This window comes from Seonamhaeicola sp. S2-3 (assembly GCF_001971785.1).
Taxonomy (GTDB): Bacteria; Bacteroidota; Bacteroidia; order Flavobacteriales; family Flavobacteriaceae; genus Seonamhaeicola.
Window position 1 is genome coordinate 1,307,654 of the sequence record NZ_CP019389.1, and the last position, 20,501, is coordinate 1,328,154.

At 30.9% G+C, this 20,501-nt stretch carries 16 protein-coding genes; 3 read left to right on the plus strand and 13 right to left on the minus strand.

Annotated features, from left to right (window positions below; all coding sequences use genetic code 11):
* Positions 1-16: 16 nt before the first annotated feature.
* From BWZ22_RS06170 to BWZ22_RS06230, 13 genes are all read right to left on the minus strand, one after another.
* Positions 17-700 carry a DUF2490 domain-containing protein gene (locus tag BWZ22_RS06170; RefSeq protein WP_076702333.1) on the minus strand — a complete coding sequence of 228 codons (684 nt, stop codon included), beginning with the start codon at positions 698-700 and terminating at the stop codon, positions 17-19.
* Positions 701-713: 13 nt separating this feature from the next.
* The gene (locus BWZ22_RS06175; protein ID WP_076698698.1) at positions 714-1,343 is read right to left on the minus strand and encodes a carbonic anhydrase family protein; all 630 of its coding nucleotides are present in this window, start codon (positions 1,341-1,343) and stop codon (positions 714-716) included.
* A 44-nt stretch (positions 1,344-1,387) separates the two neighbouring features.
* On the minus strand, positions 1,388-2,194 hold the full coding sequence (locus BWZ22_RS06180; protein WP_076698699.1) for a universal stress protein: 807 nt from the start codon (positions 2,192-2,194) through the stop codon (positions 1,388-1,390).
* A gap of 7 nt (positions 2,195-2,201) precedes the next feature.
* Entirely contained in the window at positions 2,202-3,791 is a 1,590-nt protein-coding gene (locus BWZ22_RS06185; RefSeq protein WP_076698701.1) for a SulP family inorganic anion transporter, read from the minus strand.
* A gap of 87 nt (positions 3,792-3,878) precedes the next feature.
* Positions 3,879-4,127: a hypothetical protein gene (locus BWZ22_RS06190; protein WP_083692214.1), complete on the minus strand. Its 249-nt coding sequence runs from the start codon at positions 4,125-4,127 to the stop codon at positions 3,879-3,881.
* Positions 4,128-4,233: 106 nt separating this feature from the next.
* A complete protein-coding gene (locus tag BWZ22_RS06195; RefSeq protein WP_076698702.1) occupies positions 4,234-4,992 on the minus strand; it encodes an SH3 domain-containing protein in 759 nt (252 codons plus the stop codon).
* Position 4,993: 1 nt separating this feature from the next.
* The gene (locus tag BWZ22_RS06200; RefSeq protein WP_076698704.1) at positions 4,994-6,769 is read right to left on the minus strand and encodes a BatD family protein; all 1,776 of its coding nucleotides are present in this window, start codon (positions 6,767-6,769) and stop codon (positions 4,994-4,996) included.
* A 27-nt stretch (positions 6,770-6,796) separates the two neighbouring features.
* Positions 6,797-7,678, minus strand: coding sequence for a tetratricopeptide repeat protein (locus BWZ22_RS06205; RefSeq protein ID WP_076698705.1), 882 nt, complete (start codon positions 7,676-7,678; stop codon positions 6,797-6,799).
* 57 nt (positions 7,679-7,735) lie between these two features.
* Entirely contained in the window at positions 7,736-8,773 is a 1,038-nt protein-coding gene (locus BWZ22_RS06210) for a VWA domain-containing protein (RefSeq protein ID WP_076698707.1), read from the minus strand.
* Between the two features lie 98 nt (positions 8,774-8,871).
* Positions 8,872-9,876 (minus strand): VWA domain-containing protein, encoded by a 1,005-nt coding sequence (locus BWZ22_RS06215; RefSeq protein ID WP_076698708.1) that lies wholly within the window; start codon positions 9,874-9,876, stop codon positions 8,872-8,874.
* Positions 9,876-11,516: a BatD family protein gene (locus tag BWZ22_RS06220; RefSeq protein WP_083692215.1), complete on the minus strand. Its 1,641-nt coding sequence runs from the start codon at positions 11,514-11,516 to the stop codon at positions 9,876-9,878. Before BWZ22_RS06220 ends, BWZ22_RS06215 begins: the two co-directional genes overlap by 1 nt.
* 54 nt (positions 11,517-11,570) lie before the next feature.
* The gene (locus tag BWZ22_RS06225) at positions 11,571-12,437 is read right to left on the minus strand and encodes a DUF58 domain-containing protein (protein ID WP_076698710.1); all 867 of its coding nucleotides are present in this window, start codon (positions 12,435-12,437) and stop codon (positions 11,571-11,573) included.
* Between the two features lie 125 nt (positions 12,438-12,562).
* Positions 12,563-13,564, minus strand: a complete 1,002-nt coding sequence (locus tag BWZ22_RS06230) for a MoxR family ATPase (protein WP_076698711.1) — start codon at positions 13,562-13,564, stop codon at positions 12,563-12,565.
* A gap of 224 nt (positions 13,565-13,788) precedes the next feature.
* Between BWZ22_RS06230 and BWZ22_RS06235 the strand changes: the two genes are divergently transcribed.
* The 3 genes from BWZ22_RS06235 (at position 13,789) to BWZ22_RS06245 (ending at position 20,209) form a co-directional block, all read left to right on the plus strand.
* Positions 13,789-14,541 (plus strand): SDR family NAD(P)-dependent oxidoreductase, encoded by a 753-nt coding sequence (locus BWZ22_RS06235; protein ID WP_076698713.1) that lies wholly within the window; start codon positions 13,789-13,791, stop codon positions 14,539-14,541.
* Positions 14,542-14,555: 14 nt separating this feature from the next.
* Positions 14,556-15,689, plus strand: coding sequence for an ATP-binding protein (locus tag BWZ22_RS06240; protein WP_076698714.1), 1,134 nt, complete (start codon positions 14,556-14,558; stop codon positions 15,687-15,689).
* Between the two features lie 329 nt (positions 15,690-16,018).
* Positions 16,019-20,209 (plus strand): hybrid sensor histidine kinase/response regulator transcription factor, encoded by a 4,191-nt coding sequence (locus BWZ22_RS06245; protein WP_076698716.1) that lies wholly within the window; start codon positions 16,019-16,021, stop codon positions 20,207-20,209.
* Positions 20,210-20,501 lie beyond the last annotated feature (292 nt).

Consider the following 20,501-nt stretch of genomic DNA (forward strand, 5'->3'; position numbering starts at 1 on the left):
AATTTCTTGAACAAGCTTAAAAGTTAACAAATGATATTATGTTAAATTGATCTCTGCTACTTGTTTCAAAAAACTGATTCATATACCCTGCTTCAATTCTAATATTTTTATTTAAATTATATCCTAAACCACCATAAACTCTATTTCTATCGAAAATGGAACTTGTAGTGTTTAAGAATATTTCATTGTATGCTGATAAATAAAATTTACTGTTTTCCTTTTCCTTGGTTTTAAAGGGTACTTTTAATGCTAGGAAATAACGAAACCTCATTTTAAAATCACTTTCAACAAAGCGTTGTTCAAACCTGTAACGGTGACTTAAGCTTACATTACCTATAGATTGTTTTGATATGAATTGTTGAAAAATTCTATGTTCATTTACTGATGTTTTATTATCTGTTTCGTCTAAATAATTTTCTGAAAGAATGTATCCATACCCTAATAACACATTATTTTTTCCTTCATTAAAAGTATATCCTAATCCTGTTCTTAATAGTAATTGCTCTAAATCTCCAATAGCATTATAGTTACGGTATTGAACTTCATGATGAAGGTTCCATTTTTGGTTAATGTTTTTGTTTCCTATATAAATTAACCAGTTACCAAAATTACTATCTTGACTTTGAGCAAATACGGGCAGCACTAGTAAAATTACTAATGCTACCGTACTTATTTTCTTTTTCAATACAAGTTTTCCCAATCCTTGCGGTTTATTAGTCATAAAATTCTACAACTCCTGTGTTAACATCGTACATAGCTCCAATTATTTTTATCTCTCCGTTTTTCTCCATTTCTGAGAGTATTGGGCTTTCTTTATGTATTCTGTTAATGGTTAATTCTACATTCTTTTTAGAAACACTATCAACAAATTCAAGGTTTTTTGAGTTTCTTAGGCTAGAATCTTCTGGTTCAGCAACGGCATTTACTGCTGGTGTAATTTTTTCAATAAGCTTTGTTAAATTACCCATTTCGGCATGATCGCAAGCGCCTTTTATCGCGCCACAACTTGTATGCCCTAGTACAACTATTAGCTTAGTTCCTGCTAATTTACATGCAAATTCCATACTTCCTAAAATATCTTCATTTACAAAGTTTCCGGCTATTCTTACACTAAAAATGTCTCCTAAACCTTGATCAAAAACTAATTCTGCTGATACTCTAGAATCAATACAGCTTAAAATGGTTGCAAAAGGAAATTGCCCTTCGCTTGTATCGTTTACTTGTTCTAATAAGTTTCTGTTGGCTTTTAAGTTTTGTTGAAACCTTAAGTTTCCTTCTTTTAAAAACTGTAATGACTTATCTGGAGTCATTGTTGCTTGTGTTTCTTTTGTGTGTGCCTTCATAATATTTTTAATTTAAAATCATTTCTTGTTTGTAATCTTTACTGCTATGCAGTTAGTAATAAAGAAACATTAAGCCTCTTAATTACTCCGTCTAAATTTATATTTGTGTATAGCCCCTTGTTACTTTTGGTATTAACACTATTTTTATTAATACATAACAACCCAACATTGCTTTTTAATAGATAGTTTGACAAGTTATTTAAGACATTAGAATTAGGCTCAAACACATATTCTACAGTTTTGTTAGATGTTACATCTTTTTTGTTCTGACTAGACAAATTAGTAGACTTTTTAATTTTAAATGCCTTAATGGGTTTTTGTGTTAAATCCATTAAAGTTTTTGTTAAATCTGAGTTTGATAATTGTTCAAAATCATTTAAAATACCTAAAGATAAATTCTCATTATATTCTAAAACACTTTTATTAGAGGCAATAAGTACTGTACCTTTGTATTTTTTAAGAATAAACTTGGTTAAATTATCTCCAATTAACTTTAGTGCATTAAATCGCTTTTTTCCTAAAACTATAATATCTGGGTTTATGTTTTGTATATACGTTTCTATTTCATGCTTTACGCTACCATAAACTATATCATAATTTATATGAAGTTGTTTGTCTACAGATTTTACAATAGTTTCTATATGATTTTTACGTTCTAAATAATCTCTATTAAACACACGTAAAGATGAAAGTTGATTGTCTGTTTTAATAACCTCAACTGGTTTTTTTACATGTAAAAGATTAATATCTCCGCCAATCATTTTAGCTAAATTGGCGGTGGTTTTTAATATAGTGTCAGAACTTTTGCTTAAGTCTGAAAGTACTAAAATTTTATATTTATTATGCTTCATGACTTAATTAACTTAAACTTAAATTAGACTTTGGTCTATCATTAAAAAATTTGATAAAACTTGCTGGATTTTCTACTATACCTCTTTTAGAAACCAGTTTAATATCAATGTTTCGTTCTTCTGCCTTGTACAGAAAATCTTCAAGAATTTCAATAATATCATTGTCTAAATACCTTGTTTTAATAAGATCTAACTCTAAATATGTGTCTCTTGGTAAGCTGTCTAATTCTTTTAAAATAGCTCCTTTATTAAAAAACGTTACTTCTTCTGCAAGCGTCATTTTTATTTTATGCTTACCATTGCTTTTATCTTCAATATGAAGAAAATGTGAGTTTTGGTAGCTTTTTAATAATATTACTACAATGCCTACTAATAAACCTAAACCAATACCAAACAATAAATCTGTAAATACAATACCAACTACCGTTACTATAAAGGGCGCCCATTGTTTCCACCCAAGTTTATACATAGATTTAAATAACGATGGTTTTGCTAACTTATATCCAACAACCAATAAAATAGCTGCTAATACAGAAAGTGGTATCATATTTAACAATCTTGGAATTAGTATTACTGAAATTAATAGTAAGAACCCATGAATTATGGTTGATAATTTACTTTTTCCGCCAGATTGGATATTTGCAGAACTTCTAACAATTACTTGCGTTATTGGAAGTCCTCCTATTAAACCTGAAATTATATTACCTGTTCCTTGTGCTAATAACTCTCTGTTAGTAGGTGTTGTATTTTTGTCTGGATCTATTTTATCAGACGCCTCTACACACAATAATGTTTCTAAACTTGCTACTAATGCTATTGTAAATGCTGTAACCCAAACATCAACATTAGTAATAGCCATGAAATTTGGGAAATTAAATTGATTAAGAAAATCTGAGGCACTTTCAGGAATTGGTACACTAACTAAATGCTTACCTGCAATAGAAAGTGGGCCGCCCTTTGTGAAATTATAAAAAAGAATTCCTAAAACAACAGCAACCAAAGGCCCTTGAATAAGTTTAAATATTTTTCCTTTTTTTGAAAGAACACGATCCCATAGTACTAAAATAGCTAAACTAATAATGCCTATTATAGCAGCCCCTGGATGAATATTACTTAACATTGAAAACAGTTCTGAAAACGTATTTCCTCCATCTATTTCAAAAAACTCTAAATCCCACGCAGACTCTTCATCATAACCAAAAAAGTTTGGGATTTGTTTTAAAATTATTATGATACCTATACCAGTAAGCATTCCTTTAATTACTGATGATGGGAAATAATATCCAATAACTCCTGCTTTTAATACACCAAATAACAATTGAATAACTCCGCCCAATACTACGGCAACTAAAAAATTTTGGTAGCCACCTAGGGTTCCTATGGCTGTTAATACTATGGCTGCTAAACCTGCAGCAGGCCCACTAACACCTACTTTAGAGCCACTTAATGCGCCTACAACAATACCTCCAATAATACCAGCTATTAATCCTGAAAACAAGGGCGCTCCACTGGCAAGAGCTATACCTAAACACAATGGTAAGGCAACAAAAAATACAACTATACTCGCTGGTAAGTCTTTTTTAATACTTTTAAACATATTATAAATAAATAATGTCTCTTAATTAAAAAACTAAGAGGTTAAAAAATTGATTTTAGACTGTAATGTCTTTTTAAAAACTAAAATTTATAATATGTAAAAGTCTGGGGGAGGGGAAATTAAATTTAAGTGAGGTTTTTGATATTTTTTATAGTAATACTCTGAATTGTTTTCAGAATTATTAGAAACAATAACTATATCATCTGCTCCTAAATCTGAAAATAAAACCTTTTTATCACTACTTTTTGAATTACTCTTTTCTTCTTCTTCTGAAGTGGTGTAATACGTAGAAATATCAATAGAGTCATCAACTAACACAATGATTGATGGTGCCATTAGAAATGACACAAAAATCACTAAAAAAAATGTAGAAATGACTTTTTTAAACACTTATTAAAAATTTTTGAAAAGCAAATATATGCTTTTTATTGTTAAGGAAATATTAAAAATCATTCAACAATTTAATATCTTCTGAAATTATCCAACCTGTTTTTCCGTCTGCAAGCTTAATTTTGTTCCAATCATTATATGTTTCTTCTACTTGTACTTTAGTGCCTTCATGCAATCTAAAAGCCTCTTCGCTTCTTAAATTTGGATCGCTTTTAACTTTGGCTTCTTGCACAAAAATTATGGCTGGATTATCTTTTTCATCTAAATTATATCTATGAAACGCAAATGCTAAGGTTACACAAACTAGAAAAAGTGATGCTAAACTTCCTATAAATGTCATTCTTTTAACTAGGGTAGAGTATGCAAAATAATAGACTAAAAACAAGATTACAAAACAAAACACCAAAGCAATTGATGTTTTTGCCCAATTATCAAAACTTAAAGTGTTGGTAATATTTTTCATTAATCTAGACAATCCTGCATCTGGTATTTCCTCTATAGCATCAATAGTCATGTTTTTTGCAAATGCTATATTGTTTTTTATATCTGCATCATTAGGATTAAGTTGTAAAGCCTTTTCATAATAATAAATACTAGGGGCTATATTGTTTAATTTATAATGGGCATTGGCTAAGTTAAAATATAAGTCGGCAGAGTGTTTTTTTGTTTCTAATATTGCCATATACTTATCAATAGCTTCTGCATATTTACCTTCATTATACAAAGCATTTCCTTGCTCAAACAATGCTTGATTTTGAGCAAACAATGTTGAACTAAACAATAACAGTGCTAAATAGAATATTTTTTTCATTTTAACGTGCTTGCTTATCTATTAAAGAAATGGTTTTGGCTGCTTTTTCATAATCTTCGTTCATAGTAACCGTGTCTATAGGCGTATATCTGGCTAATTCACAGTTTTCTATAATGCTTATAAAGTTATTAATGGTACTTTCTTCAACCTGTTTTTCTTTAAGCAGATTTGTTATTTTTTCTTTGCTAAAATCGCTCGTTTCTATAAGTAATTTAGCTTTTAAATAATTATGTAATGCCTTTTCTAATGCAATGTAGAAGGCTTCTTTTTGACCAAGTGATTTTTTAGCGCCTTTTAAATATTTTTTTGCTAATTTATCTGCTTTTCTTATTCGGTTTCCATATACATCAGCATCTCTACTTGCTTTTTTACGTCTTATTACAATAGCTAACGGAATTGCTAAAAATGGTAATAAAAGTAGGCTCCAAAATGCTTTAGTTTTAAAGAAATGTGTTTTACTAATATTACTAAAATTAGTTTTTGTTTTTATAAATGCAAATTGATCGCTATTAAGTACAACCGCTTGTTTATTGTTTTCTACTGTGCTGTTTTCTGAAGTTGGTGTGCTTGATGAAGGTCCGTTAACAACATCTATAACAATTTCTTCTGAAGTTAAACGCTTATAAGTTTTTGTATCTAAATCGAAATAAGAAAATGAAATACTTGGTATGGGGTACTTACCCTTAAACTGAGGAACCACCGTGTAACTATCTAAAATACTTCCTTGCATTCCAGATAAGTTGGTTCTTATTTGCTCGCTATGTTCGGGTTCATACACTTCTAATGAACTTGGTAATGATATTTTAGGGAGCTTAAACAATTTTAAATTTCCGTTTCCTTTAACACTTACTTTTATTTGTAATGACTCAGAAGCGTCTAATTTTGCTTTAGAACTTGTAACATTTAGCTTAAAATTTCTACCAACAGCCCCCGTAAAATCTACTGGTTTTCCTGTTTCTGGTAGCGCTTTTACATTAATTGTTCTAATTCCAGAAGACACTCTTTTGTTAACTCTGGTCATTATTCTACTACCAAAAATATCGCGTCTGTTAGTTGGTACTTGCACTGGTACATCTAATACTAAAGCTGGTATTTTTAATTTACCTGTTTTTTGTGGTATTAAAAGTTGTTTCATCATAACTACATAACTGTAGTCTTCACCTTTATAAGTACCTTGTTCTAATCTTAACTCTTTAATTTCTATATTTTGATTCCAGAAATCTTTAAAAGTTGGAATATCTATAGTTCCTGGTGTTTGGATACGAATATTTGGAGCCACATATAATTTATAAACTACCGAAATAGCTTCATTTAAATATGGGTTAGGTTTAGAAATTTCTGCTTCTAAATGGATGCTTTCTGAAGCCACATAATTGGGATCATTAGGATCTTTAGGAACTTCTACAGCTTCTGTTACTTCAATTTTTACAGGTACTGTTTTATAGGTTTCTCCATCTATTGTAATGCTTGCTTGAGATATTGTGAATGTTCCTCTCTTTTTTGGTGCCAGAAAATAGGTGTAGGTTTTTTTATAAGTTCTTACACCATTTATCCAAGAATTACTTACCGATTGACTAGGGCCTGCAACAACTGTAAAGTTTGAAAAACTTGGTGGATTAAAATTATCGCCATCTTCATTCATTATAAAATCTATACGCAATCGTTCATTAACCCCAAGTTTCTTTTTACTTACTTTGGCCTCAAATGTTACTTGAGCCATTGTAAAACTTGAAACTAACAGTAGTAATAAAATGGATATGTAATTTTTAAACTTCATTCTTCTTATTTCAGCTAACAAGTTTCTTTACCAATCTTTTTCAGTTTTTACTTTAACGCCTTTTTGCTTTTCAGCATTCATTTTTTCTTGAACTTTTTGTTCTTGATTATTCATGGCTTCTAATAAATTCTTTATTTGCTGAGGAGACATTTTACCTTGCTGGGGTTTTGGAGGCTGCTTATTTTCATCATTTTTATCGCCTTGTTTACCCTTATCATCTTTTTCATCTTGAGGTTTTCCGTCTTCATCTTTTTTGTCATCTCCCTCTTTTTCTTTCTCCTTGCCTTCGTCTTGGTTTTCTTTATCTTCTTTATTATCGCCTTGGTTATCTTTATTTTCGTTTTCCTTGTCTTTGTCTTTATTGTCCTGGTTCTCTTTATTATCTTGGTTTTCGTTATTGTCTTGGTTGTTTTTATCGTCTTCGTTTTGGTCTTTATTTTGCTGTTCCTGTTTAGCGCACTCTTTTGCTAATGCTAAATTGTAGCGTGTTTCATCATCGGTTGGATCATTTCTTAAAGCGTTTTTATAGGCTTCTACAGCTTCGGTACATTTTTTATTTTGCATTAAGATGTTTCCTATGTTATGGAATGCTTTGTGTTTTTCTGCTTTAGATTGGGCTTTATTAGCTGCTTGTTGATGACGGTATAAAGATTCTTCAAAATTACCCTGTTTATAATAAGCGTTTGCTAAATTGTAACTACCTGCAACAGAGTTTGGATTTTCTGAAAGAGCTTTTCTATACTCCATTTCACCTAATACAAAATCTTCTGATATTAGTTTATTTGCTTCATAAACGTAATTATTAGCTTTCTTTAAAGCCAATAATTTTTCTTTATCTATTTCCTCTTTTTCTTGAGAAAAAGAGTTAAAAGCTAATAAGGTTAATATGATTACTACTAAGTGTTTCATTTTACGTAAATCTAAATTCTAATATATAAAACCTTGTTTTTGTTTTAGTTAAAGAATTTATAAATTCTCATTAAACAAATTAAGCTTTTTTAACCAAGCTGTTTTGCGCTCTAGCAAGAACACATCTAGTAATAAAAAGAAAATACCAAAACCTAAAAACCATTGAAATTGGTCTTTAAAATCTGAAAACTGTTTAGCTTCAAACTCGGTTTTATCCATTTTGGTTAATATTTCTTTAATATTTTCTACTACATTTTTGGTGTTTTTACCATTTATATAAGCTCCGTTTGCTTCATCTGCAATGGCTTTAAGCGTTTCTTCGTTTAAACGGGTAATTACAGTTTCTCCTTGGCTATCTTTTTTATAGTTTAAAACGACTCCGTTTCTTTTTATAGGAATTGGGCCGCCTTTTACATCGCCTACACCAATGGTGAAAATTCTAATACCTTCTTCACTGGCTTGTTCTGCAACTGCAGCCGCTTCTTCGCTATGGTCTTCGCCATCTGAAATAATGATGAGTACTCTATTGGTTTGTTGTTCATCATCAAAATAAGACGAAGCTAGTTTTATGGCTTCATTTATTGCGGTTCCTTGTGATGACAGCATATCAGTATTCATACCTTGTAAAAACATTTTAGCCGAAGCATAATCTGTTGTTATAGGTAATTGTGGAAATGCTTTTCCTGCGTAAGCAATAATACCTACGCGGTCACTTGCCAAATTATTGATGATTTGAGTAACCAGCTGTTTTGATTTCTCTAACCGATTTGGTGCAATATCTTCTGCAAGCATACTTTTAGAAACATCGACCGCAAAAACAATATCTACACCTTCGCGCTTTACGGTTTCTAACTTTGTGCCTATTTTAGGGTTTACTAATGCTAAGGTTAAGCACAAAAATGCTAAACTTAAAACGATGATTTTTAAAACCGATTTAAATAGCGAGGTATTAGGGCTTATTCTTTTTAATAATGCTTTATCAGCAAATTTTCTTTGGGTTTTATATTTCCAAAGTTGAAGCACCAAAAAGAATAGTATGATTACCGGAATAATCAATAATGCCCAAAACCATATTTTTTCTTCTAATTGATACATGTTATTAGTATTCAGTAGCAGTATTTAGTAAACAGTTTTTTAAACTTATCACAAATACCGCAACTTTAATTTATTTTTTGTCTTTATTATTTTTTCTATTATACAAAACTCCTAAAAATAGAGAATCTAAGTAGTAATTCTAACAACAATAATACGCCTGCAAACAATACTAATGGCCTGTATTTTTCTTCGTAATTATAAAACTTAAATTCTTCTATTTCTGTTTTTTCTAACTTATTAATTTCGTTATAAATTTCTTCAAGCTTTTTATTATCAGTTGCTCTAAAGTATTTACCGCCTGTGGCTTCTGCTATAGATTGTAACAACGCTTCATCTATTTCTACCTGAATACGGCCATATTGAAATTGTCCATTGGGTAAAAGACGAACCGGAGAAAGAGCCATTCCATTAGTTCCTAAACCAATGGTATATGTTTTTATACCATATTCTACAGCTAATTCACTTGCGGTTATAGGGTCTATAAAACCGGCATTGTTAGCTCCATCGGTAAGTAATATGATAACCTTACTTTTTGCTTTGCTATCTTTTAATCTGTTTACTGCGGTAGCTAACCCCATGCCTATTGCGGTACCACCTTCTATTATGTTGTTGTATTTTATACTTTTTAAAGAACGTAAAACAATGGCTTTATCGCTAGTAATGGGTGTTTTAGTATAACTTTCTCCTGCATATTCTACCAAGCCTATTCTATCGTTTGGTCTTCCTTTTATAAATTCTGAAGCTACATCTTTTAATGCTTCTAACCTGTTAGGAGCCAAATCTTTGGCTAGCATACTTGCCGAAACATCAATGGCCATAACTATATCAATACCTCTGGTGGTTTTTGATTTTGTTGAAACATCAACAGATTGAGGTCTTGCTAAAGCAGTTATTAATAATGTGAGCGCTAATAATCTTAAAACAAAAAGCAAATGTCTAACTTTTGGTAACCATGTATTAGTGATTTTAAACCCTTTTAAACTTGACATTTTAAGTTCTGCGGTTTGCTTTTTATGCTTTAAAACATACCAAAGTATAACCAGTGGTAGTGCTAAAAGCAACCAGAACCATTGTTTGTTTAAAAATTCAATGCCCTCAAACATTAGTTTTCTTCTTTTTTAAGTTCAACTGAATTTAAAATACGCTCTACTATTTGGTCTGCATACACATCATTCTCTCTCCAAGTAAGCATAATTTGTTGAATTACATTTTTTGCAGTAAACCCTAATATAACATAGTTTCCTTTTACGTATTTGCCATTATTAGCCTCTGGCATATCTAAAGTTCCAAATACTTTTAAACCTTCGGCACCATTGGGTGTTACAAATTCTTCATTTTTTGTTACTATATTTTTTGCTCCTGCTGCTTCAATAGTTTTTAAATTACCATCAATGGCTTGTTTAATGTCTATTTTAGCCTCTCCATCACCCATGTTTTTAATTTTTGAAGTTGCAACCACAATATTGAACTTCTCTATTAAACTACCATAACCAAACATGGTAACATCAACCTGTTGTAATAGCTCTTCTGGTAAATTAGGCTCTAATCGTTTTAAAACTTTTGGGGTTGAAATGCTTACTGGCGGAAATCCATATTCACTAGTAACCCAATCTGCTTTTAAAAGCTCTATACTATCATGCCCAATAATGGTGTCTTTAACATAATTAAAACCATATTTTATTGAAAAACCACCAATAGTTACTAATACTAAAAACAAGCTAATAGCAACTGTAATAATTACTTTTTTACGTTTCTTTTTGCGCTCTAATTCTTCTCTGTATTTTTCATCTAGCAGTTTTTCTTCTTCGGTTGGTTCTGGTAATACTTCTTTTACGTGGTCTATTTCGGCATCAATGGTATTTCTATCTAATTCTGCTAATGCTATATCTGGAGCTGATTTTGCGAATTTCACTAAATCGGCACGTCTTAAAATATTTTCAATATTTTTTATTGTTTCTTGGCTTAAATCTATTTGATTACCATCTTTTAGTAATTTAAGTCTTGATATAAGCTCATCTGTGGTGCTTTCTAAAGAATGGTCATACACTTTTTCATCTAAATACTTTCTAATTACCAAGGTAAGTTCAGAGTAATATGTTTTTAAATCTTCATGTTCTAAATAGTGGCTTTCATCTAGTTTTTTTAAGGCTAATTTAGCTCTATCATAAGGAGGTAACAAGGCTATTTGTTCTTCTTCTGTTAATGGTTTTTTCCGCCATATAAACCACCAAAGAACAGCTCCAATAACACCTATAACTAATAATGCTATTAAGAGATACTTCCACCAATCTCCTCCTTTTTTATCAACCTCAATTATTGGTTTTATATCATATAATCCTTGTTTTGTGGTATCAACAGCAATGTCATTTACCTCAACCCGTAAAGAATCTGTAAAAAACGTTTTATTGCCTACTATAATTTTTTGCCTTGGAATGGTGTAGGCACCAGAATCAAATTGTGTTAATCCGTATTTTTTAATTAGGTTGTATTTATCGCTTTTTTTAAGTGTGTCTACAGCGTAGGATTCTATCATTTCTAGTGGCGAAAATGTTTGTCCTTCTGGAAAAACCACCAAACTAGTTGTATCTGTTTCAACCTGAATTTTATAAGTAATTTGTTCGCCTATTTTTATAGAAGTAGAATCTATTGATGATGTTACTTGACTAAAAGAAAAAAAAGAACACAGAAAAAAGAGTGTAGAAAAAATTATTGAAGATGATTTACCAACACCCAATAACCTCAAATTATTCTGTTTATATATAAACTTACCTCTTATCACTTTTAACTTTTACTTAGATTAACCTCTTCTTTTAAAATACCCCAAAAGCTTTTTAACATAGCTCTCATCTACTCTACAATCAATAGTACCAGCACCAGATTTATTAAAACTCTCTTTAAAGTAATTCACTTTTTGGTTATAGAACTTGCTATAATTAAGTCTCACTTGTTTTGACGATGTGTTAACCAACATTAACTCACCAGTTTCTTCATCTTGCATTTGAACCATTCCTAAATTTGGAATAGTTTCCTCATGTTTATCGTACACTCTAATACCCGTAACATCGTGTTTACCAGACACAATTTTCATGGTATGTTCATAATCATCTGCAATAAAATCAGACAGTACAAACACAATAGCCTTCTTTTTCATTACGTTAGTTAAAAACTTTAACGCCTCGGCTAAATTGGTTTGTTTACTTTCTGGCTCAAACTCTATAAGCTCACGAATAATACGAAGCACATGAGAGCGCCCTTTTTTAGGTGGAATATATAGTTCTACCTGATCTGAAAACAAAATGAGCCCTATTTTATCATTATTTTGTGTTGCAGAAAACGCTAAAGTGGCTGCAATTTCTGTTACCACCTCGTTTTTAAATTGTTGCTCTGTACCAAAAAGCTCAGATCCAGAAACATCAACCATAAGCATCATGGTTAATTCTCGTTCTTCTTCAAAAACTTTTACATGAGGTTCATTGGTACGTGCTGTTACATTCCAATCTATATTACGAACATCATCTCCAAATTGATACTGCCTAACTTCACTAAAAGTCATACCACGCCCTTTAAAGGTAGAATGGTACTCACCTCCAAAGATATGATCAGACAACCTACGTGTCTTAATCTCTATTTTTCGTACTTTTTTTAGTAATTCTTTAGTATCCATTGTTTCAGTTTGCAGTGTTTAGTATGCGGTGAGCAGTTCTAAATAAAGCATTCAGTATAAAAGTTTTCAGTTTTACATTTTGCTAGTGATTTCTGAAGACTGGTAACTGAATACTGCCAACTAATTTAAGGTACTTCTATTTCGTTTACTATTTTGTTGATAATGTCTACTGAAGTTATATTTTCTGCTTCAGCCTCATAAGTAATACCTATTCTGTGGCGCAATACATCGTACACTACAGCCCTTACATCCTCTGGAATAACATAACCACGTCTTTTAATAAAAGCATAACACTTAGCTGCGGTTGCTAAATTGATACTTCCACGAGGTGATGCCCCAAAAGAAATAAGCGGTTTTATATCGGCTAGCTTATATTTTTCTGGATACCTAGTAGCAAAAATGATATCTAAAATGTATTTCTCAATTTTTTCATCCATATAAACCTCTCTAACTACTTTTTGAGCAGTTAAGATTTGCTGAATGGAAACCACTGGATTAACCTTTTCAAAAGCGCCTTTCATGTTGGCACGCATTATTAATTGCTCTTCGTCAATTTTAGGATAATCTATAACGGTTTTTAGCATAAAACGGTCAACCTGAGCTTCTGGTAACGGGTAAGTTCCTTCTTGCTCTACTGGGTTTTGGGTTGCCATTACTAAGAAAGGTTTATCTAACACAAAAGTTTCATCGCCAATAGTAACTTGTTTTTCTTGCATGGCCTCTAGCAATGCCGATTGTACTTTGGCTGGTGCCCTGTTAATCTCATCTGCCAAAACAAAATTGGCAAAAATGGGTCCTTTTTTTATTGAAAAATCATTTTCTTTTATGTTATATATAAGAGTTCCTACTACATCGGCAGGTAATAAATCTGGTGTAAACTGAATTCTGCTAAAGCTACCATCTACTGCCTGTGACAAGGTATTAATTGCTAAAGTTTTTGCAAGTCCAGGAACACCTTCTAATAAAATATGTCCCTGCCCCAGTAAGCCAATAAGCAAGCGTTCTACCATGTGCTTTTGACCTACAATTACTTTATTCATTTCCAACATAAGTAAATCAACAAAAGCACTTTCCTTTTCAATCTTCTCGTTAATTGTCTTAATATCAATTGTACCTGTTTCTTCCATCATTTTTATTTTTTTAAAAGCTCGAATATAATAAGCTTCTTTGAGCAGTGCAAATTGTTAAAATTTTTGGTGACTTGGTGTTAAAAATAGGTTAAAAATAAATTGAGTAAAATCAATAATTTCAAGAGTTTACAAATGTTAATACTTAGTTATAAAACTACTCCTTTTTCATTTATAATTTAAACCTGTTTTAATTACTTTTATACAGAAACAAAATAACTTAAATGAAAAAAACAGCTTTAATTACCGGCGCAACAAGTGGTATTGGGCATGCTACCGCCTTTGAATTTGCCAAACACGGTATTAACTTGATACTTTGCGGACGCCGATTAGGACGTTTAGAAACCATTAAAAAGGCACTAAGTAAACTAACCGATGTGCATATTTTAAATTTTGATGTTAGAAACAAAGAAGAAACTTTTAAAGCAATTGAATCATTGCCTGAGAAATTTAAAAACATTGACATCCTTATTAATAATGCTGGTAACGCTCATGGCTTAGACCCTATTAACAATGGAAGTATTGATGATTGGGATGCAATGATAGACATTAACGTAAAAGGACTTCTTTATGTAAGCAAAGCCATTATACCTGGAATGACAGAACGTAAATCTGGACATATTATAAATATTGGTTCTTCTGCAGGAAAAGAGGTTTACCCAAAAGGCAATGTGTATTGTGGCAGTAAACACGCTGTTTTAGCCATTACCGAAGGTATGCGTATAGATTTAAACCCTTACGGAATTAAAGTGGGAGCAATAAATCCTGGCTTGGTTGAAACCGAATTTTCAAAAGTTAGATTTAAAGGCGATAAAATTGCAGATACCGTTTACAAGGGTTTTAAAGCTTTACAAGCCGAAGACGTTGCAGAAGTTATCTATTTTGCAATATCTAGACCTCCTCATGTAAATATTGCAGATGTTTTAATGTTTTGTACCGCACAAGCTAATAGTACCTTTGTGAAAAAAGAAATTTAATTAAGAGTGCCCCAATGATTAACAAACGCCTTCTTATAAAACATCTTCTGGCTCATAATGACGAAAATAGTTTTTATGATAAAAAACGTAAAATTGATATTAGCCATAAAGAAGGAAAAGCTAAATTTTTAAAACACATTTGTGCCCTATCTAACAGTAACCCAAAAAACAATTCATACATTGTTATTGGGGTTGAAGATGAGGATAATACCATTATTGGGGTTGACTTTTTTGATGACAGCAAAATTCAAAACCTCATTAATGCTTATTTAACTAACCCACCAATTGTTCAATATGAAAATATACCATTTCCGCATTTACCAGACCACAAAGTAGTTGGTTTAGTAACTATAAGACCCACAGGCAAGCTAACTTCTTTAAGAAAGAACATTTGGAAATATTATGGAGGCTCTGTGTTTTTTAGAGATGGCAGTATAAGCATGCCAAAAGTTTTTGATATTGAAGTTAAAGACGTAAACTCTAAAATTGTTGCTGCCATTGAAAATAATGCCCAAAATAATATTGAGCATACTTTAGATGGTGTTTTTGATTTTTTAAATAAACGAAAAGACTTTAATCCAAAATACAAAGTTTTTAAAGAGTATTTTGTGCTATGTTGGTCTGGACAAAAAAAAGTTGTAAAAGACGATGTTTACTATTCTAGAGTTGATATTGAATTAATAAACGAACAAGTACGATTATTCTTTTCTGCTTTAGATGAAGTTTCTATTTCTTATAATGATGATAATTTTAAAATTATAGAATATGTTAATCTTGGGTTTCATAACAATAACAAATATTACAAACTAGAAGAAACAATTATTGAGTTTGAAGATAATGCCAATTATAATATCAACACCAAACTTTTATTTGAACCGCCACAATTTGATAAAAAAGTACTTCATCATATTTATAATGCCAATAATGCCATACTAGATAAACTAAAAAAAGGAATCTCATTAACAAAGCATGAAATATCAGATTTAAGGAATTTACCAGCTACATACTTAATTTGTTACTTCAATTTATTTCATGAAGCCATAGATAAACTAAAAGAAGTCAAACCTTATTTAAAACAATACGGCAAAGAGGTTAATCAATTTCACAAAGAAACCATGCGAATTTTGAGAAAAGTGAAATACAGTTAGTTTTCTGGCAAAAATTAACCTTAAATTAACGTTAAAACTTTGTTAAAAAGACAAAACTCACTACCTTTGTGGTGCTATTAATCTTTTTAAGATATAACCTTGCTTCTCCCGTATAATTCGGCATTGGAGCAAGGTTTTTATTTTACATAAAACCCAATTGCTTAAACATTTTTTGAAACACTTTTTCATCATTCACCTCTAGCCATCTATTTAATACTGTAGCATAAACAGTTCTAAAATCTATTTGAAATTTTAAATTGCAATAGTTTTTAAACACCTATATTACTAAAAAAAATACTACATTTAAACTAAAAAAAGTAAAGGCTTAAATGGTTTTTAACAATATTACATGCAGAATTCTTATTTTTTATCTTTTTCTTACTTCACAAGTATGGACCCAAGTAAACTTTAAAGAATTCAATTTTATTAACATAAAAGACGGCATTTCTAAAGTGGCTGTTCCCTGTATTACCCAAGATAAAGACGGCTTTATATGGATTGGTACTAACGGTGCTGGACTATATAGGTTTGATGGGATTGATTACCTTTCATATAAGCATATACTTAATGATTCAACCTCTTTGATTAGTAATATAATTTATTGTTCTCATCTAGATTATAAAAATAGATTATGGATAGGCACTGAAGAGGGGCTTAATTTATACGAAAGAAGGTTTGATAGATTTAAAAAGATTCCAATCCAAAGGGTAAAGAAAAACAAAAACATGTCTGTTACCGTCAGTAGTCTGGGTTCTGATAAATCTGGGAATATTTATGTAGGTACTTTTGAGAATGGACTATATAAATATGATATAGATAATGATAAAATAGAACAAATACTTGTAGATGGTATAAATTTAGAAACGAACTATATAAATATTAACGGTATTCAAGTTAGGGGGGATGGAAAAGTTTATGCAGGATCTAATATTGGCCTTTTAGAATATGACAGTAACGTCAATATGCTAAAAAAATGTCTCTTTTCCTCTGAAAACGGAAACGTTTCAATAGATGATTCCATAGAATCTATATTGTTGGACAACTCAAAAAATATTTGGATAGGCACACTAGAAAACGGTTTATATAAAGTTGCCATATCAAATAATAACAACCAAGATTCATTTAAATTAAACCATTATAAAATAACCAAGAAACGCATACTGTCAATGGTTCAAATTCCTGACGGTACTTTGTTAATAGGTACAGAAAACGATGGGCTTATTCATATAAACAAAAATGGTTCTGTAATTAAAAATTATACTTTAGATAAAACAGATAAGGACAGTATAAAATCCAACTCAATTTGGTCTTTGTTTGTAGATAATAACCAAAGAATCTGGATGGGGTATTATAATAGTGGCGTGGCGGTTTATGACAAATTATATGATAAGTTTAATAGCTTAGAAAGTGTACCTGGTAACCCTAATTCATTGCAATTTTCATCTGTTACGGCTATTGAACAAGATGAAAACGGAAATTATTGGATAGGTATGGACGGTGGTGGAATAGATGTTTATAACCCAAAAACTAAAAGATTTGAGCATATAGATAAAACAAACACTAAAGGCTATACAGGTTTGACTAGCTTAGATATTCAAACCGTTTTTATTGATAGCAAGAAAAACATTTGGGCCGGAAGCTGGAATAATGGCCTGTTTTTTATGAAAAATGGCACTAAAAAATTTATTAATTATAATTCAGAAAACACCCCTAATCTCGATGCTAATAGCGTATTAAGTTTTGATGAAGATTCAGATGGTATTATTTGGATAGGTACTTTTCATGGTGGCGTTGTTACGTATAACCCAGAAAATAAAGAATTTACAAATCAGTATATGCCGCCATTTCCAGAAAACAAATTCATAGGAAATGCCGTTAGAAAAGTATTGGTTGACTCAAAAAATAACGTCTGGGTAGGCACTACTGAAGGCCTATTTAGAATTAATAAAAATAGAAATAGCGAATATCACGTAGAATTTATTTCAAATAAAGAAACAAATAGTAACAGAAATAAAAAAAGCGCAAACCACATATTGTCATTGTATGAAAGTTCCGATGGGTCAATTTGGTTTGGAACCCGTGGTTCAGGATTATGCCGCTATACTAAAGGCGGAAATTTTCAATGGTATAATGAAATGTATGAATTCACAGAAGAAAGTGTTTCTAATATCATTGAGGATAAAGAAGGTAAATTATGGGTTACTGTAAACTCCGGGCTTACAAAACTAAATTTAAAGAATAATGAAATAACTAACTTTACGTTGAACGATGGACTACTTTCCAATGAGTTTAACTTTAATGCTGTTTATAAAGATAAGAAAGGATACTTATATTTTGGGAATTATAAAGGGATTGATTTTTTTAACCCAAAAGACATTAGTTTAAATAAAACCCCACCAACTCTATATCTTACTGGGCTTAAAATATTCAACAAAGAAGTTTTACCAGATAAAGAAGACTCTCCTTTAAAACAAGTCTTGGCCGAAACACAAGAAATAGAACTAAACCATAACCAATCTGTTTTTACCATTGAGTATTCAGGAATAAGTTATACCAGACCAGAAAAAAACCAATATGCTTATTATCTGGAAGGTTTAGAGGAATCTTGGAATTATGTAGGCAACTTAAGAAGCGCAACCTATACAAATTTAGACAAGGGAACTTATGTTTTTAAGTTAAAAGCAGCTAATAATGATGGCGTTTGGAATGAGACTCCATTAGAGTTGAAAATAACCATCTTGCCTCCTTGGTGGAAAACTAATTGGGCGCTAGTAACATATATCATGTTGTTTTTGGGAGCAATTTATATGTTAAATATAGTAGTTCAACGTCGTATCAAAGAAAAGGAATTGTTAAGAAATGAAAGAATCCAAAGAATTCAAGAAGATGAATTGCATAAAAATAAAATCCAGTTCTTCACTAATATTTCTCATGAATTTAGAACGCCATTAACTTTAATGATAAACCCACTACAAGATATTATTAATGATAACACTTTAAATTTACCAGCACGCATTAAGGAAAAACATAACGTAATTTACAAGAACACACAAAGACTTTATAGGCTCATCAATGAATTAATGGATTTTAGAAAATTAGAGCTAAATAAAATGTCAATAAAAGCTCAAGAATTAAATCTGGTTAACTTCACTAAAGAAATCATAAGCTATTTCAAGGAAGAAGCTTTTAATAGAAATATACACCTAGCTGTAGATGCAGACTTACCTAATATTATTCTTTGGGCAGATCAAAGTATGCTAGAAAAAATTATTTTTAACATACTTTCCAACGCCATGAAAGTGACACCAGATGGCGGAGCTATAAATATCGACATATTATCCAAAGATGATTTGCATATCTTGCCATTGGTAGATGAAACAAAACCTGTTAAGGTTGTCGAAATCATTATTTCTGATACGGGTCCAGGTTTAGAAAAAGATCAAATCAACAAAATTTTCGAGCGATTCTATCAAGTAAAAAACTTGAATAAAACCTATTATGGTGGAACAGGAATAGGTCTTGAAGTAGTCCAAAATTTTGTTCAATTGCATAAAGGTAAAATAGAAGTTAAAAGCAAGCTAGGAGAAGGAACAACTTTTATAATTACATTACCGGCAGGGAAAAATCATTTTACAGAACAAGAACTTCTTTCTGAAGTAACTTCTACAATCCCTCAAAAAGAACACTTTATTTCAAACACTTACTCCACACCTTCCTTAGATAATAATTACAAAGAAGAAGAAACAGAAACAGAAAAAACAACTAAGCCCCATTGCATTTTGATTGTTGAAGACAATATTGAACTCAGGAATTATTTAAAGAACGAATTAAAGAAAGATTATAGAATTTTTACAGCAAACAACGGTAAAGAAGGATTGGAAGTAGCCAGAGAAATGCTTCCTGATGTGATTATTACAGATGTTTTGATGCCTGAAATGAATGGCTTTGATTTTTGCAAAATTATTAAAACAGATATAAGAACAAGTCATATACCTCTTTTAATGCTCACAGCCAAAACAAGAATAGATGATCGGATAGAGGGTATTGGATATGGAGCAGATGCTTATATGGTAAAACCTTTTGATTTGAGATTGTTAAAACTTCGTACATCACAATTAATTACCAGTAGAAAATTAATTTTTGATAAGTATTTTGGCGAAATAAGTGGCGCTAAAGAAAAAACAAACACAACATCTATTGATAAAGAGTTCATTCAAAAAGTATTAAATTTTATTAATGAAAATATGAGCGATTCAGATTTAAGTGTAGAACTGTTAGCTTCAGAATTAAACCTAAGTAGAAGTCAACTTTATAGAAAAATAAAAACACTAACCGGACAAACCGTTAATGAGTTTTTAAGAAAAACACGACTGCAAAGAGCTAAGCAATTACTGGAAAGCGGTAGTGTAAATGTAAGCGAGGTTTGTTACAAAGTTGGGTTTGCATCACCCTCTTATTTTACCAAATGTTTTAAAGCCCATTTTGGGGTATTACCAACAGAAATTGAATCAAATTCTTGAATCTAAATTTAGAAATAGTTTTGTTTCACCTTTTCCCAATACACACTATTCCCTATTTAAGTAACAATACATAATCCATTTCATTTTGGGTTTAGTTTCGCTTCTACAACCCTGTCATGTTTGTTTTTTCTAATTAAATCACATTATTAATATAACAAATGTAGCATTTCATGTTTCATATGTTGTACAATAGGCATATAATTCATTATTGCAACAATTCTTTCAGTACATGCATTATCAGTTTTATTATAAACCTTAGCCTCTAATTATATTTGGTTAATACATTTCATAT